Raw genomic sequence first — 22,333 nt, forward strand, 5'->3', positions numbered from 1 at the left:
TTCAATGCTGAACCGATAACGAATTATGCCTATACTATTTCATTTTTGATTTTTATTCTTCCCAGTTGGCCGGGTCACCCTGTGGATTCTGTCCACCCTGTGCCGGAGTAACCGGTGGTTTTTCCTGGTTGATATGATACACATATGCTGCCACGTTTTGGATGTCGAAGCCGCTAAGTACACCATTTTTCCCGAACGCCTGCATGGTAGGGTTGTTTTGGGAACCGTTTTCAACCATGTGGAAAACGTTTTTGAAGAGTGTTTTCTCAGGTTGGTTAATCCAGAAATTATCTGTCAGGTTAGGTCCAATACCGCCCTTACCGCCTTCCATATGGCAGGAAATACAGTTTGTCTTAAAAACTTCTTCACCTGCGGCAATATTATCTGCCGAGTACACCGCGTTCTCAATTGTTGGCGGCGGAGTTTCCTTCATCCACTTTTCAATGCTTGCTATCTGCTCCTTATGCTCAGCTTCGTATTCCTTATATGGATCTGCAAAATCGGTCAGGAAATAGGAAGTCATATAAACGATACAGTAAGCTACGCCAAAGTAAAACAAACCTAACCACCATTTTGGCAACTGGTTGTCCAGTTCCATAATACCGTCAAAGCCGTGGTCGATCAGGATATCCTTCTCTACAGTACTGGACTGTTTCTTAAAGGCGGCATCATAGAGTCTTCTGAAATACGGTGTATTCTTCCCTTCCAGGTATACCCTTTGCTCATCCGGGCTCAGTTTTTTGAACTGATCATTCTCGATAAGGTCTCCAATCGCACTGTGAATAAATGCCATTACAATACTTATAATCGCAGTTCCCCAGAAATAAGGCGAAGTGATAAAGGAGGTGTTCTGTACAAACATATAGTACAGTATAAAGAAGATTGTCAGTATTATCAGGATATTAATATAAACCGGCGTTCTTTGTTTCATGATATTTAGTTTTGTGTATTAAAAGGTTGATCGTCGTCTAAGGGTGCGTTTTCCTCTTCACGGTAGTGTTTCTTCGGCCGGCTGAATACGTAGAATACAAGGCCCAGGAAAAATACCATAAGGAGAAGCAATGAAATGATCTGAAGCCACGTAGCGCCGTCGTCATTTGCCATTATATCCTTTAAACTTTGAGGTATCATAATACTTGAATTTTTCGTTACCTGTTAATCGATATTGGCGGTTTTAATTTCAGTTGTTTTAATATCCGTACCCAATCTCTGCAGGTAAGCAATCAGCGCAATGATTTCCTTTTTCTCAAGTTCGCCGGCCGGTCTCTGTGCATAAGCTGCTTTCAAATCGGGTGCTTCATTATAGATTTCCTGTACAATCATAGCCGCCTGAGAATTTGCCCACTGATCTGCAGAATCAATTTCAGGTTTCGTATAAGGAACATCGAACACATTCCTCATCAGATTCAGTTTCGCTGTCATGTTGGAGCGGTCCAGGTCATTGGTAATTAACCATGGGTAACGTGGCATAATGGATCCTGCAGATGTAGACCTTGGGTTATACATATGCTTGTAGTGCCATGAACTTGGGTTTTTACCACCCTGTCTGTGTAAATCCGGACCGGTTCTTTTTGAACCCCAAAGGAACGGACGGTCGTACACGAATTCTCCCGCTTTGGAATACTGTCCGTTCTTACCGTTGAAACGTACTACCTCGTCACGGAATGGACGGATCATCTGTGAGTGACATGCATTACATCCTTCGCGGATATACAGGTCACGGCCTTCAAGTTCCAGAGGAGAGTAAGGTTTTACCGCCGAGATGGTAGGTACATTTTCCTTAATGGTTAGGGTAGGGATGATCTGTACCGCACCACCAATTGCCACTGCAATAAATGACAGGATAGCAAGGTATACAGGCATTCTTTCCAGCCAAAGGTGTGCACCTTCGCCTTCTTTTCTCTTGTTGCTGATGTTTCCGAGTGGGGGTGCTTCTGCAGGAACCTCTTTTTGGAAGGATCCCTGTCTAACTGTCTTTACAACGTTCACTGCCATAAGGAGTGCACCAACAAGGTAAAGAGATCCACCTACAAATCTCATGATATAGTAAGGAATAATCGCTGTTACGGTATCCAGCCACTGCTTATATACAAGTGTTCCGTCCGGGTTGAACTGCTTCCACATCAATCCCTGGGTAAATCCGGAGATATATAAAGGAACGGCGTAGAAAATGATACCCAAAGTACCTAGCCAGAAGTGCCAGTTAGCCAGTTTAACCGACCACAACTTGGTTCTCCACATTATAGGCATTAAGTAATAAATCATACCGAAAGCCATGAAACCGTTCCAGCCTAAAGCTCCAATGTGAACGTGACCAATAACCCAGTCGGTATAGTGACCGATCTTGTTTAATGTTTTTGTTGCTAAAAGTGGTCCTTCAAAGGTGGCCATACCGTAGCAGGTAATTGCAACTACGAAGAATTTCAGCACAGGATTTTCCCTAACCTTATCCCAGGCACCTCTAAGTGTAAGAAGTCCGTTAAGCATACCTCCCCAGGACGGTGCAATAAGCATGATGGAGAAACCGGTAGCCAGAGCCTGTGCCCAGCCCGGTAAAGCCGTATACTGAAGGTGGTGAGGGCCCGCCCAGATATAAACAAAGATAAGTGACCAGAAGTGGATAATGGATAGCTTATAGGAGAATACAGGTCTGTCTGCTGCTTTTGGCAGGAAGTAATACATCAGACCCAGAATTGGAGTCGTAAGTACAAAGGCTACGGCATTATGTCCGTACCACCACTGTACAAGGGCATCCTTCACACCGGCGTAAGCAGAGTAGGACTTCCATCCTGTAAATGACACAGGTACTTCAAGGTTGTTGAAGATGTGAAGCATTGCGATCGCGATCCAGGTACCAAGGTAGAACCAGATAGCCACATAAAGGTGACGTACACGTCTGATCGCAATCGTTCCAAACATATTCACCCCGAAGATGATCCAGATCACAGCGATGAGGATGTCGATTGGCCACTCATGCTCAGCATATTCCTTGGAGGTGTTTATACCCATAAAGAAAGTGATCACCACGGAAACAATCATCAGCTGCCAACCCCAGAAATGGATCCAGGAAAGCGTGTCACTCCACATTCTTGTTTTCAGCAGACGCTGTGTAGAGTAATAAGCTCCTGCAAAGAAACCGTTACATACAAACGCGAAGATCACCGCACTCGTATGCAGCATCCGGATACGTCCAAAACCGAAGGCACCCTGGGAATTGATGAGACCCTGAATGTTTCCGGACGCCAGACTTTTAATGGTATCATCGTCTGTACCCAGGAAAAATTCCGGCAACTCAGGATAAAACAGCATTAAGGCTGCTGTGAGGCCAAATAAAAACCCTACGATACCAAATATGACGGTTGCGTATAGAAAGGCCCGTACAATATTATTGTCGTAACTAAACTTTTGTGTTTCCATATTAACTAATCACTTTTTTCTTCTGTATTAATTTTTTTATTTTCTGTCTCTGTCTCTCTTTCCACCGGATTGTCACGGTCCAGAAGAATCCGGACGGCCGGCGACTCATCGTCTTCGAATTGCCCGTTTCTCGCGTTGTAGATGAAGATGATCAGGAAAACAATCCCCACCGAGACGCTGCAAAGGATCATCAGATAGAGTATATCCATTTCAGAGGCAAATTTAAGGTAAATGAAAGGCCAAATTTAATGAAAAATAATGACATTAATCACCTCGCTATTAAATCAATTAATTTAAAAGCCGTCTAAATAAGGGCTGCTGCAAGCCGCACTATATAGGCCTTCCGAAATATTTCATACTGCGTATCCATGTGGTCGCAGAGGTAAAAGCTACCACGCTGATGGAGCTTATAGGCATCAGTATCGCAGCAACCAGCGGTGACATATATCCCAGCACCGCGATGGTAAGGCCTACCACATTATAGGTGAGGCTAATCGCAAAGGTGATTTTTACAATTGTTATCGCGTCACGCGTAAGCTTCAGGTATTTGTTCAGTTCTGCAACTTTTTCACCGTTAATGATCACATCGGACGAGGGAGTAAAGGAGTGGGTATCATCGGCTACCGCGATTCCTACATTGCTCTGTTTCAGGGCGCCGGCGTCATTCAGGCCATCTCCCAGCATTGCGACTTTCTGACCTTTGTCCTGCAGCTCGCGTATAAAATTCAGCTTGCTTTCCGGATCCTGGTTAAACTTCATTTCCTGCGCCGTCGGAATCATGCTGCGCAGGTGGGCTTCCTCAGAAGAATTGTCTCCACTAAGCACATGTATTTGATAGCTAGTCAATTTGCCAAAGAGCCCGGGCAGATTTTCGCGGTATTCATTCTTAAAAATAAACCTTCCTAAGAACTCATTATTTTTGCTGATGTAAACCGCAGTCTCCATGTGCTGTGACTGCTGCCCATTGAAACTTGCAGAACCAATTTTGTAATGTTGTCCGCGTACCGTTGCGCTGTAACCTTTGGACGGAATGTCCTGAAAGCCTTCTGCTTCAAAATAAGAATCCTCAACATCCAGAAACTGGTACAGTGATTTTGAAAGGGGATGATTGGAGTTCTTCAGCAGTGATTTTAGGTTTAGCAGGTCGGCTTCTGCAATTTCCTGCCCGGCATAATTGATGCTCGACTTCTTGCTTTGGGTAATTGTGCCCGTCTTGTCGAAAACAAGAGTACCCACCTTAGCCAGTTTTTCGATCGTCAGTGTGTCCTTCACGTAAAATTTATTCCTCCCCAGAATCCGCATGATATGACCAAAAGTAAAAGGAGCCGAAAGCGCGAGGGCACAGGGGCACGCTACAATCAGTATGGCTGATACTACCTGCCACATTTTCTCTGCATCGATGCGGATCCAGTAAATTGCGGCCAGCAGGGTAATTGCCAGAATAATGATAGTGAAATACTTGCTTATGGTGTTCGTAAGTGTATCCAGACCGGTTTCGTGCTTTTTGAAGGCTTCTTTGTTCCAGAGTTGGGTTAGGTAACTCTGGTCTACATTTTTGATGGCTTCTACTTCCAGGATGGAACCGATCTGTTTTCCGCCCGCAAATATCTTGTCGCCGGGTTGCTTCGTTACAGTGGCGCTTTCGCCGGTGATGAAGCTGTTGTCTATATTGCCGGAGCCGCTTATCAGTATAGAGTCTACCGGTATAATTTCATGGTTGCGCACCATGATTCTGTCGCCTATCTTCAGTTCGGACAGCAGGATGTTTTCCTGTTTCCCGTTAAAGTCCAACCGTGTAACAGCGATAGGGTAAAAAGACTTATAGTCGCGGTCGTAAGAAAGTGCGCTGTAAGTTCTTTTCTGGAAGAACTTGCCCAGAAGCATAAAGAAGAGCAGTCCGCAAAGGGTGTCGAAATAGCCCGGGCCATAATCTGTTACGACTTCATATATGCTTCGGCCATACAGAACAAGTATACCAAGTACAATCGGCACGTCTATATTGATGACTTTATTCCGCAAGCCGTAAACCGCCGATTTGAAATAATCCGAAGCCGAATAGAAAACTACCGGCGTGGAAAGCAGGAAAAGAATGAATCTGAAAAGATGTTTATATTTATCAAACCAGAAATCCGTAGAGCCTAGAATTTCGCCCGCATATTCCGGGTAGGAGAAAAACATTCCGTTCCCGAAGGCAAATCCCGCGATACCCAGTTTGATGAGGAGGCTTTTGTCCCAGTGTTCATCTTTGCGGTCGGCAGTTTCCATATTGATAACCGGTTTATATCCCAGGTTAGTGAGGAAAGTGGCCAGCTCACTAAGTTTCAGCTGATGATGGTTAAATGATATCTGCACCGTTTTCCTCGTAAAATTAACCTGCGAATAGCGGATCTCCGGTTTCAAGGTGTGCAGGCTTTCCAGCAGCCAAATGCAGGAAGAGCAGTGTATAACAGGAATTTTAAACGTAACCAGGGTGGTTTCACCTTCAGAAAAATCTGTAACATTAGTGAAGATTTCCGGTGTATCCAGATAGCCGTATTCCAGGGAGTTTTCGTCCGGCCTCACCCCGGAATTGCGGTTCAGTTCATAAAAAGTCCCGAGATTATTAAGGTTCAGGATTTCATAAACCGATTTGCATCCGTTACAGCAAAAAATTCTGCTGTCGTAGCTTATGCGCTCTTTTTCTGCAGGTTGCCCGCAGTGAAAACAATTATCTGACACAGTACTTCTATATATGACCTACAAAAATAGGCCAAAAAAGGTTGTCCCTACGGTATAAAAATCCTACTTTTGCTGATAAATATCATAAAAAATGTCGCAGGAAAAACAGGTGATTTTAGAGGCCAGCATCAGGGATATTTTCAGCAAAGAAAGCCTGAAGGAAAGGCTGTCTGCTGAAGATTTTGAACGATACCAGTCGGCTACTGAAACTGTGAGCTATCATAAGGGTGAAATTCTTTTTGATGAGCAGGAACTTCCAAAAAGTGTTTTTTATCTGCATGAAGGTACCGCCAAACTCTCCAAACAGGGTGCTTACGGCAAGGAACAGATCCTTAGATTCATTAAGGAAGGCGATATCATCGGTTACAGATCACTGCTGTGCGGCGAAAATTTCCAGGCTAAAGCAGAAGCGATGACGGATGTGCAGGCTACCAAAATACCGGCGGACCTGTTTATGCATCTGCTGGAACATGACAGTAAGATGTCTTTCGTAATGCTTCAGAAAATAGCATTTGAATTAGGCGAAAGTTCAAACACAGTTACCTTTTTGGCACAGAAAACTGTCCGCGAACGGCTTGCCGAAATCCTTCTTTTACTGGAGCAGAAGCTTGGAACCGATCCGGAGGGCTTCATCAAGATCTCACTTACACGCGAAGAGATTGCCAACCTTATCGGTACAGCCACCGAAAGTGCCATCCGCCTGATTTCCGAATTCAAGCAGGACAGCCTTATTGAAACCGAAGGCCGCAATATCCGGATCCTTAACCACGAGAAACTCATCAAGTTGGGACATGTGGTTCTTTAACTGAGAGTCTGTTCACCTCAGGGCCCTGTGCCCAACTGTCCTTCACCGGACAATAATCCATAAAAAACAACCATGTCTGTACATTCAGAACTTAAGAAAATTACCACCGAAACTTTGCGGAAGATGAAGTTTGACGGTGAAAAGATCACCATGCTTACTGCATACGATTTTACAACGGCAAAGATGGTGGACAGCGGTGGAGTGGATTCCATTCTTGTAGGCGATTCTGCCGCCAATGTGATGGCCGGTTATGAAACCACTTTACCGATAACACTGGACCAGATGATATATCATACCCAGTGTGTGGTGCGCGGAGTGGAAAGAGCGCTGGTTGTGGCTGACCTACCTTTCGGGACCTACCAGAGTAATTCGGACAAGGCCCTGGAGTCGGCCGTACGTATGATGAAAGAGGGTGGTGCCCACGCCATTAAGATTGAGGGCGGTGTTGAGATCGAGAAATCCATTAAGAAAATAGTAAATGCCGGTATTCCCGTAATGGGCCATCTCGGACTTACGCCACAGTCCATTTACCAGTTCGGAACCTATAAAGTAAGAGCTAAGGAAGATGCCGAAGCCGAAAAACTTTTAAGTGACGCTAAACTTCTGGAAGAACTGGGCTGTTTCGCGCTGGTGCTTGAGAAAATTCCGGCGGGACTTGCGAAAAAGGTTTCCGAAAGCATTTCTATTCCAACTATCGGAATTGGTGCAGGTGCCGATTGTGACGGTCAGGTCCTGGTTTATCACGATATGGTTGGAATGAACAAAGGCTTTTCACCGAAATTTTTAAGACGTTACCGCGACCTCTATACGGAAATCACGAGCGCAGTATCTGAGTATGTAAAGGATGTTAAGTCCGCGGATTTCCCTAACCAAAACGAAAGTTATTAAATGAAAAATACCCAAATGATTCAGGGCATCCTGTCGATCGCGGCAATATTCTGCCTGGTTGTGGGCTGGTTCAATTTGTTTTCGCCGGAAATCAACGCTCTTCTGTCCCAAAAAATCTTTTATATCTTAATTGGAGCCAGTTTCTTCTTCCAGGCTCCGTTTTTGAGCAATCCAAAAATGCGCTATCCCATGTATCTGGCTGCAGCCTTCTGCATTATAGGTGCATTGCTTCCGGACAGTTTGAATCTTCAGTTCCTTAAAACCGCAGGTTTGTTTGGTGGTGTACTTCTGTCCATCTTCAACCGGCCGCGTCAGGTTCGTAACTAAAATTTGCCCAATCATTTTGTAATCAAATCAGGATATTACTGTTGTTAAAAGCAGCAGTATGTCCTATGTCGTAATCCGAAAACCGCCAAATTCCCGTACTTTTGCTTTTTTTAATGAATATGGGAAATGCAAAGCTGCAGTTTGAGGCTTCACAAATCGTTTTTGAAGATAATCATCTACTTATCGTCAACAAAGGAACGGGTCAGCTTGTACAGGGCGACAAGACCGGCGACCACTCTTTGCTGGACCTTATAAAGGATTTCATCAAAAAAAGAGATGCCAAGCCAGGTAATGTTTTCCTGGGGCTGGTGCACCGGATAGACAGGCCTACTTCCGGTTTGGTGATCTACGCCAAGACTTCCAAAGCGCTCACAAGGCTGACCCAAATGGTTAAGAACCGGGAAATCAAAAAAACCTATTGGGCAGTTGTGCCCAAAGTTGAAATCCCCGAAAAGCAGCGCCTTATCCATTATCTTCAGAAAAACGAGAAGACAAATAAGGCAACTGTCTTTATCAAACCCACAGATAATGCCAAGGAATCCATCCTCAACTATCAACTGATAAAGACCCTGGACAATTTCCAGTTGCTTGAAGTTGACCTCGAAACGGGCCGTCATCACCAAATCAGGGCGCAGTTATCCAAGATAGGTGTTCCTATAAAAGGCGACCTTAAATACGGTGCCGCCCGGTCCAATCCGGACGGTGGCATTCATCTGCATGCGCGGCATTTAGAGTTTGAACATCCTGTTACCCATCACAACATCCGTGTAACCGCGCCGGTGCCTCTGCACGATGCGGTTTGGAAAGCTTGCGAAGAGGAATAAACGCAGGCGGGACTGAACGGTCTTCAGTTCACCGGATTTCACTGTGTCCTCTGTTCAAACCTCCGTATTCTCCGTGGTTAATAAAAAACCCACTTCCTGAGGATCAAAACCCACTTTGTGTCCTTTTGAAAACCATTGTGCTCTTTGTGGTTAAATAGATCAACTGCTTTTTCAATTCTGGCTCTTCAAAATATTTTGGGGTTGCTTCGCTACGCTTCGTTCTGGTCGCAATGACGGCTTTGTGAAAGTGGTGCCGCACTTATTCTTTTTACTTTTGCCTGGGTCTTCAGTTCACCCGATTTCACTTTGTCCTCTGTTCAAACCTCCGTATTCTCGGTGGTTAATAAAAACCCCACTTCCTAAGGATCAAAACCCACTTTGTGTCCTTTTGAACCATTGTGCTCTTTGTGGTTAAATAAATCCACTACTTTTTCAACTCTGGCTCTTCAAAATATTTTGGGGTTGCTTCGCTACGCTTCGTTCTGGTCGCAATGACGGCGTTGTGAAAGTGGTGCCGCACTTACTCTTTATACTTTTGCCCTGGGTCTTCAGTTCACCCGATTTCGCTGTGACCTCTGTTCAAACCTCCGTATTCTCGGTGGTTAATAAAAAAACCACTTCCTGAGGATCAAAACCCACTTTGTGTCCTTTTGAAAACCATTGTGCTCTTTGTGGTTAAATAAATCCACTACTTTTTCAACTCTGGCTCTTCAAAATATTTTGGGGTTGCTTCGCTACGCTTCGTTCTGGTCGCAATGACGGCATTGTGAAAGTGTTGCCGCACTTACTCTTTTTACTTTTGCCCTGGCGCTTCAAACCCAGTACATAAGCATAGTAAACAGAAAAGACCGCAACAATCGCTGCGGTCTTCCTTATATGACTATTATGTACTGTTACATTGCTGCCTGTCTTGCTGCTTCAGCTGCAATAAGGTTGAGTGCGGATCCTGCTTTGAACCAGTCGATCTGCTGCTCGTTGTACGTGTGGTTTGCCATAATGGTGTCTTTCGTACCGTCGGCATGTACGATTTCCAAAGTAAGTGGCTTGCCAGGTGCAAACTGATCCAGATCCAGGAAGTTTACGGTGTCATCCTCTTCAAACTTCTCGTAATCTGCTTCGTTCTGGAAAGTTAGACCTAACATCCCCTGCTTCTTAAGGTTGGTCTCGTGAATCCTTGCGAAAGACTTCACAAGAACCGCCATCACGCCAAGATGCCTTGGCTCCATAGCGGCGTGCTCACGGGAAGAACCTTCACCGTAGTTCTGGTCGCCCACAACAATTGAAGAGATACCTGCTGCCTTGTAAGCTCTGGCAACCTTAGGAACTTCATCATATTCGCCCGTAAGCTGGTTTTTCACCTTATTGGTTTCCATGTTATAAGCATTTATGGCGCCGATAAGCATGTTGTTTGAAATATTATCCAGGTGACCTCTGTACTTTAACCATGGGCCCGCCATAGAAATGTGGTCGGTGGTACATTTTCCGAAGGCTTTTATCAGAACTTTAGCACCCGTAATGTTCTGCCCGTCCCATGGTTTAAAGGGTTCCAGCAACTGAAGTCTGTCTGAAGCCGGGTCTACCGCAACCTGAACATGAGATCCATCCTCAGATGGAGCCTGGTAGCCGTTATCGTCCACTGCAAAACCTCTTGGAGGAAGTTCAAAACCGTTAGGTTCATTCAGTTTAATTTGCTCACCGTTTTGGTTAGTCAGTGTATCGGTGATAGGGTTGAAATCCAGTCTCCCTGAAATTGCAACTGCGGCAACCATTTCCGGAGAGGCTACAAATGCATGGGTATTTGGGTTGCCATCGGCTCTCTTCGCAAAGTTTCTGTTGAAGGAGTGGATGATTGAGTTTTTCTCGCCTTTTTCAGCACCTTCTCTGTCCCACTGACCTATACATGGTCCGCAGGCATTTGTAAAGATTCTGGCCGATTCAAACTTTCTGAAGGAATCCAGGAAGCCGTCTCTTTCTGCGGTGAATTTCACCTGCTCGGAACCGGGGTTGATACCTAAGATTGCTTTTGGCTTCACGCCTTTGGCAACAGCATCCTCAACAATTGAAGCTGCTCTGGACAAATCTTCGTAGGAGGAGTTGGTACATGATCCGATAAGTGCCCATTCCACATCCAGCGGCCAGCCGTTAGCTTCAGCCTTTGCTCTGAATTCGGAAACGGGAGTCGCCAAATCCGGAGTAAACGGACCGTTCAGATGAGGTGCAAGTTCATCAAGATTGATCTCGATTACCTGATCGAAGTACATTTCCGGATTTGCGTAAACCTCCGCATCACCGGTCAGGTGTTCTGCAATCTGGTCAGCAGCATCTACAACGTCCTGTCTGCCGGTGGCAGCAAGGTATCTTCTCATTGAATCATCATAACCGAATGTAGAAGTTGTAGCTCCGATTTCTGCACCCATGTTACAGATAGTTCCTTTTCCTGTGGCAGAAAGGTTTTGTGCTCCTTCGCCGAAATATTCAACGATGCAGCCTGTCCCTCCTTTCACAGTCAGGATTCCGGCTACTTTCAGGATAACGTCTTTTGCAGAGGTCCAGCCGTTCAGTTTTCCGGTTAATTTAACACCGATAAGTTTAGGCATCTTAAGTTCCCACGCCATTCCGGCCATTACATCTACAGCATCAGCACCACCAACACCTATGGCTACCATACCCAAACCACCTGCGTTTACAGTGTGTGAGTCGGTACCAATCATCATTCCGCCGGGGAATGCGTAATTTTCCAGTACAACCTGATGAATGATCCCTGCGCCCGGTTTCCAGAATCCAATACCGTATTTGTCGCAAACAGAACTCAGGAAATTAAATACTTCAGAGTTTTTGTTAATGCCTTCCTGTAAATCGGCTTCAGCACCAACACGTGCCTGGATCAGGTGATCTGCGTGTGCTGTAGATGGTACTGCCACCTTGGCTTTACCAGCCTGCATAAACTGAAGAAGTGCCATTTGCGCAGTAGCATCCTGCATGGCCACACGGTCCGGTGCAAAATCCACATAAGAATTACCTCTTTCGTAGGCCTGAGTGGCATTTCCTTCCCAAAGGTGTGTATAAAGGATTTTTTCAGAAAGTGTTAGTGGCTTACCTACGGCTGCTCTTGCTGCGGCAACTCTCTCAGGATAACGCTCATACACTTTTTTGATCATATCAAGGTCGAATGTCATATCTGTATGTTTTATTTGAAAATTTAGAAACCCAAATTTACGAATTTTTAAGTTTAAAACAGTTTATACCCATTTAGAATAAGTATAAATAGAATGCAGCGAATCTATGGTGACTGCCTGAGGAACGCAATTGACGATGGTCCAGTTCTAAGTTGAGGCGTTATGCTTGTCTGTCTGCGCGATATTTTCTGAATTCCATTCTATTTTTTTCACGAAGGTATTCTGGCGCACCGGGCATTCCCACAATTCGCAGATCTCACATGAGAATGGTTTGCAGTCGTCCATATGAAAGTTGAACTCAATTCGCCTTGAAGAGTTTTCGGCAATGAGTTTTACAGCGTCCTCCATCTGTTGGTGGGCTTCCCGCAGTTCCAGATACCAGGGCAGGGTGAGGTGTGCGTCTATGTGCAGGCCGCTTCCGTGCTGCTGGATCCGCGTGTTATGGAGGTCTATCCACTGCGGCCGCCGGTTGTCATTCATCACTTTGGCCAGTTTTGCAAGCATTCCTAAGTCAGCTTCGTCCATAATTCCGCTCAGTGCCCTGCGGATAATCCTGTAACCGATGAAGATTATATAAACTCCGAAAATAAATGCCACGGCGGCATCCAGCCAATAGATTTTTGTATAGTATACGAGAATCATACTTAACACTACACCTACTGTGGTTAAGGTATCGCTCTGGAGATGTTTTCCCGAACTCTGGAGAACGGGCGAATTCTCCTTCAGCCCCTTTCGGTATGAAATGTATCCCATCAGGTAATTGATTCCGGCGGTTACAGCGATGATTAGGATTCCCCAATCCAGTTGTTTGGGAATATTACCGTGCAGAAGTGAATCGGCAGCTTCCACAATGATAATGATACCGGCAAAGATAATCAGCGCTCCCTCTACGCCGGACGTTACAAATTCAACCTTGCCGTGCCCGTAGGGATGCTCAACATCTTTCGGTTTGGCTGCCAGGTAAAGTGAGTACAGACCCATGAATCCTGCCACAATATTCACGATGCTTTCCATGGCATCGGAAAATACCGCATCCGAATTGGTGAGGTGCCATGCCACCAGTTTGGCGATAAACAGGACAATACCCACCAAAGCCACATTCCTCTGGAAGGCAAAGTTTTTCCTGGGTGAATCTTGAATTTCTGACTTCATATTACATATCAATAAGGCTGAATGTTTGAGCCTTCTAATAAAAAATGCTCACCTGAGTGAGCATTCATTTTAAACTAATTTATTTTCTACCAGGTATTCTGCTATCTGCACCGCATTGGTGGCGGCACCTTTTCGCAGATTATCGGCCACGATCCAGAGATTGAGGGTATTTGGTTGCGAGGAATCGCGCCGTATCCTTCCTACGAACACTTCATCTTTACCTTCGGCCAGTAGTGGCATGGGATAAATATTATTTTTTACATCGTCTAAAACAATAACACCTGCAGTTTCGGACAGGATTCTTTTAACCTCATCCAAATCAAATTCCTTTTCAAACTCAATATTTACACTTTCGGAATGCCCGCCCTGCACAGGCACGCGCACGGCTGTTGCTGTAAGGCTGAAACCGGAATCGCCCATAATCTTTTTGGGTTCGGTCATCAGTTTGATTTCTTCCTTGGTGTAATCATCATCAGCAAAAACATCACAGTGAGGCAGCGCATTCTGAAATATCCGGTAAGGATAGACGGTTGGTACATTCCCGCTGTTCAGGATTTCGGCATTCAACTGGTCTACGGCATTTTTACCCGTGCCGGTAACCGACTGGTAAGTGGATACCACCACTCTTTTTAAATTATATTTAAGATTAAGTGGGTGAAGTACCATGACCAGCTGGATGGTGGAGCAGTTCGGGTTGGCAATGATGCGGTCCTCTTTTGTAAGTGAAGAAGCATTGATTTCCGGAACAACCAGTTTCTTATCTGCTTCCATACGCCAGACTGACGAATTGTCAATCACCGTTGTACCGGCTTCGGCAAAGCTGGGCGCGTACTTCAGCGATGTTGTGCCTCCGGCCGAGAAAAGCGCAATATCGGGCCTCATGGCGATGGCATCTTCCATGGAAACGATGGTGTATTCGTTTCCTTTGAAGGTTATTTTATTGCCTACTGATTTTTCTGAAGCAACCGGGATTAGTTCGGTAACGGGAAAGTCCCTTTCTTCCAGAACCTTCAGCATCACCTGTCCTACCATTCCTGTGGCGCCTACTACTGCGATTTTCATACTTTATATTGGTTCAAATTGTTTAATTTTTGTTCAAATCGTTCAAAATTGTTAGTGACGGTCCACTTCTTCATCATATCAACAAAACAGACTCTTTGTCATTCAGAAGTGATCTCATGAGGCTGAATATCTGCCTGTATAGATTCCTGCGGAATGACATAATACGTACCAATAAATGGATGGTGTCTGAACCATCGGAACAATTTAAACGCTGCTAAGCGCCAAAAAGTCTCTGCCACTGGAATGCCCAAGCCATCAGCAAGAGCGCAACCAAGCCCATAATTACCCAACCCATACGCAGGGTATCGTTTGTTTTGAATTTTTTATTCAGGATGGTAAGCAGAACTGCCGCAACAATCATAGCAAACGGATGTTCAACATAGGTGTTTCTGGCAGTCGAATCACTCATTAGAGTTCCGGCTTCGGTAGCAGCTTTAAAACCAGGTGAAAAGAAGAACAGCATCACCAGTCCTACAAGTGCCTGAAGGTGGAAGAAAATCATGGTGAACAGTGTAGATTTTCTTAACAGTTTTGAAATTTTTCCTGAATAGCCAAACATGGTAAGCAGCAGTGCCACAAGGAAAATGACTGACAGCAAAAGGATTAGATAAGCAAAACCGCGGTGTGCCTGAAGCATAATGTTGAAATCCATAATTTATTTTTTTTAGTTAATGGCAAAGATAAAAAAAATCCCGACCTAAGGCCGGGATTTGAGGTTATTTGCGGGATAGAACCGCAGTCCTGTTAGAAAGAATATTTCATACCAAACATGGCAGACCAGGTAGTAAATCTGGAGCTTGCCGCTCTTGTTGGAGAGGTAAGCAACTCGTTACCCGATCTCTGCATCTGGAAAGTTGGATCCGGCGAAAGTGCTCCCGTTCTGCCAAGGATAGCAGCACCGTAAGAACTTACGTTGTTGTCCTGGATTCCCCACTCAGAGTTAAGCATATTTCCGAAATTGATTACATCCAGCGTTAACTGTACTTTATCACCTTTCTGAATCATATTCTTGAACAGATTCTGGCTTAATCTTACATCTACTCGGTTAAGCCACGGTAAAAGGAATTTGTTCCTTGGCAGAATCTGTCCGCGGTATTCTTCCAGACCATTATCCTGTATGAACTTATCAAAAGCTTCCCTTTGCTGAGCTGCGGTGAAGAGCACTGTGGTATTGGCTCCTGATCCCGTAGTAATGTCGGCAAACTTCATATCGGCTGTATTTGTAGGGATATAAAGAAGGTCATTTGCAAGTCCGTCACCATTTACATCGTTAGAATAGTAGTAGGAGTATCTGCCCTGGTTGGCTCCGGAATAGTAAACACCAATTGTTGTACCGGTTGGTTTAAGTTCGTAAGATACGTTAGCAACTATACGGTGAGGCACTGCAAAGTTAGAGATGCTCAGGAAATCCTGATTTGGCGTATCAACAACCGGGGATGCTAACCATGACGAAGATGCATTGGAACCTGAGTTGGAAGACACTTCTTCAGCCTGTGAATAGGTATAGAACGCTGAGCCGGAAAGTCCTTTCCATGGACGCAGGTTTGCTCCTACAGTGGCAGAGAAGGCGTAGCCTTTACTGTCAGTATTTGTCAGGATAGTAGCGTTGTTCGCTCCGATTGCCGTATTGTACTGATAGGAAGCCGCGTTTGGATAATAAGCACGGTCTGCATAAGTCATTCTTTCAGAGGACGGTTTTCTGTTGGCTCCAAACTGGAATACAGCGTTAACGTCTTTTGTGTAAAGAAGGTCTGTACTTAATGTCAGCAAAGAGTTTGGAACTCTATAGTCAATACCTAAGCTGGATCTCCAAACCTTAGGCATCCTGAAATCACTGTCTACAAGTGCGAAAGTACTTGGAGCACCGTCTTTAGGCGACTGGATAAATACACTTTCAGCACCTGCAGGAACATTATTCAGGTGATAATAGATATCCTGCGGCTGGAAGGTTACATTGTTAATCCATCCTGCAACCTGTGAGTAAGATGTAGGCTCTATAGTGTTCTGAAGTACACCGGCATTTGTTGGCATATTGGTTAACCATACAAACGGTACACGTCCGGAGAAGATTCCGCTACCACCACGGATGGTAAGTGTACGGTCGCCCATTACATCGTAATTAAATCCAAGACGCGGTGAAAGCATTACCCGGGATTTTGGCCAGCTGCCTGATGAGTAATGGGTAGGATTTCCGTCTTTATCCAATAGCTCCAGTGCATCAATCGCAGGGTTTGCTGTAAGTTCATTCTGGTAGAATGGCAGTTCTGCTCTTAAACCAAGAGTGAAGTTAAATCTGTCGCTAAGCGCGATTCTGTCCTGTACGTAAGCAGAACCCAAGCCGAAGTTAACGCGGGAATAAGTGTCCTGGTTTGCATAAGGATAAGTAAGTCCGAACATGATAGGCGCCACCTCATTAGGTGTACCCGTTGTTAGGAAGTCTGCAACAGAAGCATATCTGTAGTATCCGGTTCCCATACGCGTGTAGGAGTTACCGAATTTCTGCATCTCATAAGCTACACCAGCAGTAAACGTGTGGTTGTCTACGTTGTAGGTTAGGTTATTGGTGATGGAGAAGTTATTGTTGATTACATCGTTCAGGTAAGAGAAGAGTTCGGTACCGAAGCTGATGTAGTTTCCGCCGGTAGGCGATCCGTCCCAGATGTCAACAAACGGGAACAGGGTATCCGATGGAGTAGTCCTTAGGTCCTGGATTTTTGAATAGGTGAAAAGTAACTTGTTGGAAAGGCTTGAACTGAATGTAGAGTTAAGTTCAGCAGTAAGTGACTGTACTTTGTTTTCTACATTGAAGTTACCGTTCTCAAAAGTCATCGCTCTGTCGCTCACACGGCTCCAGGCAGATCTTGGAGACGGTCCGGAAGAAGCGTTTGCAACCTGCATGGAAGTTCCGTCCAGCACGTTGTAACGAACAGCAAATTTATGCTTATCGCTGATGTTCCAGTCCAGACGTGCCAGGAATTTATCTCCCTGCTGCTGTGCCTCGTTGGCATAACCCTGGTATCTTCCCGGATCGTAACCCCAACGGTTGATCAGGTGGTTACGTACAGCGATAAGATCGGATTCCTTAACTCTCGTAATATTGTTTTCAGGATCTGAAACACCGTCCTGGGAAGCCTTCCAAAGATTCGCACCCGATGCGTTTCCACCGGTCATCGTCTCTCTTTCCGCGCTTATGAAGAAGAAAAGTTTATTCTGAACAAGCGGTCCGCCAATGGTGAAACCGTTAGTCATTTGCCCACCGGATACTTTCTCCAATTCATTGTCATTGATTTTCCATCCGTTCAGCTCCTTACCGTTATAATATCCGTATAAAGACCCGTGGAATTTATTGGTTCCGGATTTCGTAACCGCGTTGATACCCGCACCGGTAAATCCGGACTGGGTAACGTCGAAAGGTGCGATGTTTACAGAAATCTCCTGTATTGCATCCAGAGAAATGGGCTGCGAGCTGCCTCCCGGAAGAAGGTTTCCGCTTAATCCAAATCCGTTGTTGAAGTTAGCACCGTCAACCTGAAGGTTGTTATATCTTGCATCTCTACCGGCAAATGAATTTCCGTTGGCCTGTGGTGTAAGCCTGGTGAATTCCGTGATACTGCGGTTAGCCTGTGGCAATTCCTGGATCTGCTTTTGACCTACATTGGTAGTAGCTCCTGTTTTGTTCACATTTACACTGCGGCCACCGGTAATAACTACCTCCGCGATATTTTCAGTCCTTTCGCCAATAACCGGGTTCAGCGAAAAAGGTTGTCCAAGCTCCAGGTATACATCTTCATAAACAAGCGGTGCATCACTGCCTGAAACAATTTCTACACGGTAAGGGCCGCCAACCCGCATGTTGGAAAGGTTGAACGAACCGGATGCATTTGCTGTAGCGCTGTACACAGTTCCGGAAGGAATGTGGGTAGCAGTAATTTTAGCACCGGAACTTTGCTTCCCGTCACGTGACGTTACAATGCCTGTCATGCTGCTGGTTGTAACCTGCGCGTGTACAGTTCCATAACCTGCGAATGCTATTGCAGCAATCAGAACGGTCTTCTTCAAAGGATTAAAATTCATATCAAATAATTAGAGATTATTATTTCTGCGCTGCAAAAATAATCTTTAATTATTTAAGAAGTATTAACATTGGGTTAATTATTGGAAAATAAGAATACTGTTATCTTAAAATACTGATTAAGAGGAATGTGGCAAAAGGATACATGATTAATATCATGTTATGCGCGCCATAAGGCATTGAATAATCATCAAAAAAAATAATATATAGGCGGTCTGTAAATAATTTAATCCTGAACGGCTTTAAGGCTTAAATCAATATTGGCTGCTGAATGCGTAAGTGCGCCCGCCGAAATAAAATCGACTCCGGTAGCAGCTACCCTGTGCAGCATATCCCTTGTAATGCCGCCTGAAGCTTCGCTTTCGCATTTGTCGTTAATGAGTTGCACAGCCCTCGCCATCGTTTCCACATCCATATTATCGAGCATAATACGGTGAACGCCTGCCTTCAGTGCTTCTTCCACTTCCTCCAGATTACGGGTCTCCACTTCAATTTTAAGTGGCTTCTTCAGTTTCTTTATATAATCCTTAGCCATTTTCACCGCATTGGTGATGCTTCCGTTATAATCAATGTGGTTGTCCTTCAGCATGATCATGTCGTAAAGCCCGTAACGGTGATTGGTGCCGCCGCCAATGGCCACCGCCCATTTTTCACAGATTCGGAAGTTAGGAGTAGTCTTTCTGGTGTCCAGTAACTTTGTTTTCGTACCCAACAGCCGCGAATCCCATTCATGGGTCATGGTGGCGATGCCGCTCATACGCTGCATGCAGTTCAGCACCAGCCTTTCTGTTGAAAGTATCGAACGTGCACTTCCTGTGACATAAAAAGCAATGTCACCCACCTTTGCCTGCTGCCCGTCTTCAATCAGAACTTCTACATTGAGGTTCTTGTCGAATTGGTTAAAGATGATCTTAGCCAGTTCCACACCTGCCAGAATGCAGTCCTCCTTTACAAGAAGTTTCGCTTTTTGCTGAAGATCCTTAGGAATAGTAGAAAGCGTAGAGTGGTCGCCATCCTGAATGTCTTCTTCCAGGGCGTTTTTAATAAAAATCTTAAGTGCTTCCTTGGTTACGTATGCCGGTTTTTTCATTTTGAAGATGATATTGGTAGTTTAAACTTATCTGTAATATTGAATTTCTCTTTTCCATAAATACAAATCTTCCCCGTCTACATTTTTAATACATTCTATCCAGTTATTATATTTGTCTAACTTATATTTAAAAATGGTCACTGTGGGATTCCTGTCTTTTTTGTTTTCTCCCCAATTATCCAAGTAAAAAAGTTTTTTAATTTGATTGCGTTTATCATATTCAAATCGAATTTGATGCTGTAGGTTCCCTTGGTAATAATGTGTTTTTCTATTTAACTTTCCATCATCAAAATAGGTGTATTGCGTTGAAGAAACACTTGCATATCCTCCTTCTTTAATTTCTTCGTGATATTTTCCGCTTTCATCTAAAATTAAGTATGTGTATTTGTCGTCCTGTAGTTGGGTCTCTTTAATTATTCTGCCTAGGGAATCCCGTTCGAACTTGGTGTGACCCTTTTGAAACAACTTTTTATTATAGTAATCAGTTTCATAATCATAGAATTTTGATTCTTTAATCTGAAAATCCTTGTCATAGTAATTTACTTGAGTGAGTTTTTGTCGAAAAACCGAATCATATCCCCTTTGGAAAGAATTTTCTCCAACTTTTTTCCATATAAAATCTGTCACTGTAAAAATACTGTCGGTCCGCGATAATGTGTCAAATTTTGTTAATATAAAAGGAGTGTCAAATTCGCGGTTATTAAAATAGGTTTTAGTCGGTTCATTTTCCCATTTGGTATGAGATTGAGTAAACTTTAATTTTTTGCTTATGCCGGCATAAATAAATTTTTCTTCACTCGTAGAATATTTGCTTTTGGATTTTTTCTTTATTAACCTTCCTAAGCTGTCATACTTATAATTGTAGTCACGCAAAATCTCACCGGATTTATAATACCAGGTTTCTGCTGTAATTTTGCCGTCTTTATCGTAATAAGTTTCATTATTAGTGTATCTGCAGAAATCACTTTCAAACCAGCTTCTCCTCATACTTGCTCTTAAATTCTCAGGAGTCGTTATTATTGCATGTCCATATTCACTATCTCCCTGCATAAAAGTATACGGACCCGAATTATTCAGGAAAACAACATATTCTTTAACATACTTAGGATTTCCCATAATTGAGTCCCTCATAACCTGAGCTTTACAATAAGAACAAATCAGAAACAGAATTAAGCCAAATTTTTTCATCTTGTATGTTAGTAGCCGGTAATTGTTAACGGTTTCTTTTCCAGATCTTTATTGTAGAATGAGCCTTTGTTCTCCTTCATCTGTATGGAATGTTTGATGATGAGGTAGGATACATTCACCAGGTTTCGGAGTTCGGACAGTTGTGGCGAGAGGATGGAGTAGTTGTACAGCTCCGTAACCGCATCAAAGATTTCCTGCTGCTTTCTTTTGGCCAGAAGCAGGCGTTCATTACTGCGTACTATGCTTACCAGGTCACTCATCATTTCCTGAAGCTGGCGGCGCAGGTAGGTAATGATCACCATTTCGTCCATCATCTTCATGCCGGCTTCATTCCATTCCGGTACCGCTTTCAGGTCATCAAAGTTAAAATCGTTGATGGTAAGGAGTTCCACCGTCTTCAGTGCAGCTTTGTGACCGAAAACCAAACCTTCCAGCAGCGAATTGGAAGCCAGTCGGTTGGCACCGTGGAGTCCGGAGTTGGTGCATTCGCCCACAGCGAAGAGGTTTTTAATTGAACTTTGGCCGTCGCGGTCCACTTCTATGCCGCCCATGAGATAATGGCAGGCCGGAACTACGGGAATAAGCTGTTTGAAAGGATCAATGCCTTCGCTCAGACATTTCTGGTAAATATTGGGGAAGTGTTCCACAAACTTTTCACGGTCCATTTCGCGGCAGTCCAGTCCTACATAATCATCGCCTGAAATCTTCAGTTCATTGTCGATGGCCCGGGCTACAATATCACGGGAAGCCAACTCTTCGCGTTCATCATATTTATGCATGAATTTTTCGCCGTTTTTCAGACGAAGCTTGGCGCCGTCGCCGCGCAGGGCTTCGGAAATAAGGAATAGCATTCCGTCCCGTTTGGAATATAAAGCAGTGGGGTGGAACTGATAATACTGCATATTGGAAACTTTGCCGCGTGCACGGTGCACAAAGGCAATCCCGTCGCCGGTGGCAATTTCCGGATTGGTGGTGTTCTTGTAAACGTGTCCCGCGCCGCCGGTGGCTACGAGGGTAATCTTAGCCGTGATTTTCTTTATTTTCTTATTCTTTGCATCCAGGATATAGGCGCCGTAGCAGGAAATATCACCTTCAACAAGTTCCTTTCCGGGTACATGGTGCTGCGTAATGAGGTCAATGACGTAATGGTGCGGCAGCATTTCAATATTTGCCGACTTTGTGACGGTCTCCAGCAAAGCCCTTTCAATTTCGGCACCGGTGATGTCTTTATGATGTACAATACGGTTTTCGGTATGTCCGCCCTCGCGTCCCAGTTTAAAGTCGCCGCCCTTTTCCATGTCGAAGCGGGTGCCCCAGTCCACGAGTTCCCGAAAACGTTCCGGACCTTCGCTTATCACCATCTTTACCGTCTCCAGGTTGTTTTCACCATCTCCGGCGCGCATGGTATCGTCTATATGTTTCTGGAAATTATCATTATTGAAATCGGTAACTACGGCCAGTCCGCCCTGGGCATATTTGGTATTGCTTTCGTCCTCATCGGCCTTCGTAACGATGATGATTTTGGCCTCAGGCATCCTTTCGGAGATCTTGATGGCGTAAGAAAGTCCCGAAATTCCGGAGCCAATGACAAGTACATCTGCTTTGATCATGTTT

At 44.5% G+C, this 22,333-nt stretch carries 17 protein-coding genes; 4 read left to right on the plus strand and 13 right to left on the minus strand.

All coding sequences use genetic code 11. The features are described from left to right. Positions 1–52: 52 nt before the first annotated feature. From F7R58_RS00875 to F7R58_RS00895, 5 genes are all read right to left on the minus strand, one after another. Positions 53–931, minus strand: a complete 879-nt coding sequence (locus F7R58_RS00875; RefSeq protein ID WP_158063143.1) for a cbb3-type cytochrome c oxidase N-terminal domain-containing protein — start codon at positions 929–931, stop codon at positions 53–55. 5 nt (positions 932–936) lie between these two features. Beyond that, on the minus strand, positions 937–1,104 hold the full coding sequence (locus F7R58_RS00880; RefSeq protein ID WP_317132565.1) for a cbb3-type cytochrome c oxidase subunit 3: 168 nt from the start codon (positions 1,102–1,104) through the stop codon (positions 937–939). Between the two features lie 51 nt (positions 1,105–1,155). Further along, entirely contained in the window at positions 1,156–3,417 is a 2,262-nt protein-coding gene (gene ccoN, locus F7R58_RS00885; protein ID WP_158063145.1) for a cytochrome-c oxidase, cbb3-type subunit I, read from the minus strand. Between the two features lie 5 nt (positions 3,418–3,422). Continuing rightward, on the minus strand, positions 3,423–3,626 hold the full coding sequence (ccoS, locus tag F7R58_RS00890) for a cbb3-type cytochrome oxidase assembly protein CcoS (protein ID WP_158063146.1): 204 nt from the start codon (positions 3,624–3,626) through the stop codon (positions 3,423–3,425). A gap of 121 nt (positions 3,627–3,747) precedes the next feature. Further along, a complete protein-coding gene (locus F7R58_RS00895) occupies positions 3,748–6,135 on the minus strand; it encodes a heavy metal translocating P-type ATPase (protein ID WP_158063147.1) in 2,388 nt (795 codons plus the stop codon). A 91-nt stretch (positions 6,136–6,226) separates the two neighbouring features. On the opposite strand from F7R58_RS00895, the gene F7R58_RS00900 reads away from it, so the two are divergent. The 4 genes from F7R58_RS00900 to F7R58_RS00915 all read left to right on the plus strand — a co-directional run bounded on the left by F7R58_RS00900 (position 6,227) and on the right by F7R58_RS00915 (position 8,979). Continuing rightward, on the plus strand, positions 6,227–6,940 hold the full coding sequence (locus F7R58_RS00900) for a Crp/Fnr family transcriptional regulator (protein WP_158063148.1): 714 nt from the start codon (positions 6,227–6,229) through the stop codon (positions 6,938–6,940). Positions 6,941–7,012: 72 nt separating this feature from the next. Next, entirely contained in the window at positions 7,013–7,828 is an 816-nt protein-coding gene (panB, locus tag F7R58_RS00905) for a 3-methyl-2-oxobutanoate hydroxymethyltransferase (RefSeq protein ID WP_158063149.1), read from the plus strand. Further along, positions 7,829–8,155 (plus strand): hypothetical protein, encoded by a 327-nt coding sequence (locus tag F7R58_RS00910; RefSeq protein WP_158063150.1) that lies wholly within the window; start codon positions 7,829–7,831, stop codon positions 8,153–8,155. A gap of 119 nt (positions 8,156–8,274) precedes the next feature. Continuing rightward, positions 8,275–8,979, plus strand: coding sequence for an RluA family pseudouridine synthase (locus F7R58_RS00915; RefSeq protein ID WP_158063151.1), 705 nt, complete (start codon positions 8,275–8,277; stop codon positions 8,977–8,979). Between the two features lie 893 nt (positions 8,980–9,872). Here F7R58_RS00915 and F7R58_RS00920 read toward each other — a convergent pair. From F7R58_RS00920 to nadB, 8 genes are all read right to left on the minus strand, one after another. Further along, on the minus strand, positions 9,873–12,155 hold the full coding sequence (locus F7R58_RS00920; protein WP_158063152.1) for an aconitate hydratase: 2,283 nt from the start codon (positions 12,153–12,155) through the stop codon (positions 9,873–9,875). Between the two features lie 147 nt (positions 12,156–12,302). Further along, positions 12,303–13,307, minus strand: coding sequence for a cation diffusion facilitator family transporter (locus F7R58_RS00925; protein WP_158063153.1), 1,005 nt, complete (start codon positions 13,305–13,307; stop codon positions 12,303–12,305). A gap of 69 nt (positions 13,308–13,376) precedes the next feature. Further along, positions 13,377–14,369: an aspartate-semialdehyde dehydrogenase gene (locus F7R58_RS00930; protein ID WP_158063154.1), complete on the minus strand. Its 993-nt coding sequence runs from the start codon at positions 14,367–14,369 to the stop codon at positions 13,377–13,379. Positions 14,370–14,583: 214 nt separating this feature from the next. Then, positions 14,584–15,021, minus strand: a complete 438-nt coding sequence (locus F7R58_RS00935) for a hypothetical protein (protein WP_158063155.1) — start codon at positions 15,019–15,021, stop codon at positions 14,584–14,586. A gap of 92 nt (positions 15,022–15,113) precedes the next feature. Beyond that, positions 15,114–18,443, minus strand: a complete 3,330-nt coding sequence (locus tag F7R58_RS00940; RefSeq protein ID WP_158063156.1) for a carboxypeptidase regulatory-like domain-containing protein — start codon at positions 18,441–18,443, stop codon at positions 15,114–15,116. A gap of 224 nt (positions 18,444–18,667) precedes the next feature. Then, complete coding sequence (gene nadC, locus F7R58_RS00945; protein ID WP_158063157.1) at positions 18,668–19,531, minus strand: carboxylating nicotinate-nucleotide diphosphorylase; 864 nt, start codon at positions 19,529–19,531, stop codon at positions 18,668–18,670. Positions 19,532–19,558: 27 nt separating this feature from the next. Next, a complete protein-coding gene (locus F7R58_RS00950) occupies positions 19,559–20,719 on the minus strand; it encodes a hypothetical protein (protein WP_158063158.1) in 1,161 nt (386 codons plus the stop codon). Positions 20,720–20,727: 8 nt separating this feature from the next. After that, entirely contained in the window at positions 20,728–22,329 is a 1,602-nt protein-coding gene (gene nadB, locus F7R58_RS00955) for an L-aspartate oxidase (RefSeq protein ID WP_158063159.1), read from the minus strand. Between the last annotated feature and the right edge of the window lie 4 nt (positions 22,330–22,333).

The sequence above is a fragment of the Chryseobacterium sp. genome (assembly GCF_008831505.1).
Classification (GTDB): domain Bacteria; phylum Bacteroidota; class Bacteroidia; order Flavobacteriales; family Weeksellaceae; genus Marnyiella.

Excerpts from the sequence above, each read along its gene's own strand:
- ccoN (WP_158063145.1), bottom strand. The coding sequence starts at position 3,417 with ATGGAAACACAAAAGTTTAGTTACGACAATAATATTGTACGGGCCTTT.
- F7R58_RS00915 (WP_158063151.1), top strand. The coding sequence starts at position 8,275 with ATGGGAAATGCAAAGCTGCAGTTTGAGGCTTCACAAATCGTTTTTGAA.
- F7R58_RS00935 (WP_158063155.1), bottom strand. The coding sequence starts at position 15,021 with ATGGATTTCAACATTATGCTTCAGGCACACCGCGGTTTTGCTTATCTA.
- panB (WP_158063149.1), top strand. The coding sequence starts at position 7,013 with ATGTCTGTACATTCAGAACTTAAGAAAATTACCACCGAAACTTTGCGG.
- F7R58_RS00940 (WP_158063156.1), bottom strand. The coding sequence starts at position 18,443 with ATGAATTTTAATCCTTTGAAGAAGACCGTTCTGATTGCTGCAATAGCA.
- F7R58_RS00910 (WP_158063150.1), top strand. The coding sequence starts at position 7,829 with ATGAAAAATACCCAAATGATTCAGGGCATCCTGTCGATCGCGGCAATA.
- F7R58_RS00950 (WP_158063158.1), bottom strand. The coding sequence starts at position 20,719 with ATGAAAAAATTTGGCTTAATTCTGTTTCTGATTTGTTCTTATTGTAAA.
- F7R58_RS00875 (WP_158063143.1), bottom strand. The coding sequence starts at position 931 with ATGAAACAAAGAACGCCGGTTTATATTAATATCCTGATAATACTGACA.
- nadB (WP_158063159.1), bottom strand. The coding sequence starts at position 22,329 with ATGATCAAAGCAGATGTACTTGTCATTGGCTCCGGAATTTCGGGACTT.
- ccoS (WP_158063146.1), bottom strand. The coding sequence starts at position 3,626 with ATGGATATACTCTATCTGATGATCCTTTGCAGCGTCTCGGTGGGGATT.
- nadC (WP_158063157.1), bottom strand. The coding sequence starts at position 19,531 with ATGAAAAAACCGGCATACGTAACCAAGGAAGCACTTAAGATTTTTATT.
- F7R58_RS00880 (WP_317132565.1), bottom strand. The coding sequence starts at position 1,104 with ATGGCAAATGACGACGGCGCTACGTGGCTTCAGATCATTTCATTGCTT.
- F7R58_RS00930 (WP_158063154.1), bottom strand. The coding sequence starts at position 14,369 with ATGAAAATCGCAGTAGTAGGCGCCACAGGAATGGTAGGACAGGTGATG.
- F7R58_RS00925 (WP_158063153.1), bottom strand. The coding sequence starts at position 13,307 with ATGAAGTCAGAAATTCAAGATTCACCCAGGAAAAACTTTGCCTTCCAG.
- F7R58_RS00920 (WP_158063152.1), bottom strand. The coding sequence starts at position 12,155 with ATGACATTCGACCTTGATATGATCAAAAAAGTGTATGAGCGTTATCCT.
- F7R58_RS00900 (WP_158063148.1), top strand. The coding sequence starts at position 6,227 with ATGTCGCAGGAAAAACAGGTGATTTTAGAGGCCAGCATCAGGGATATT.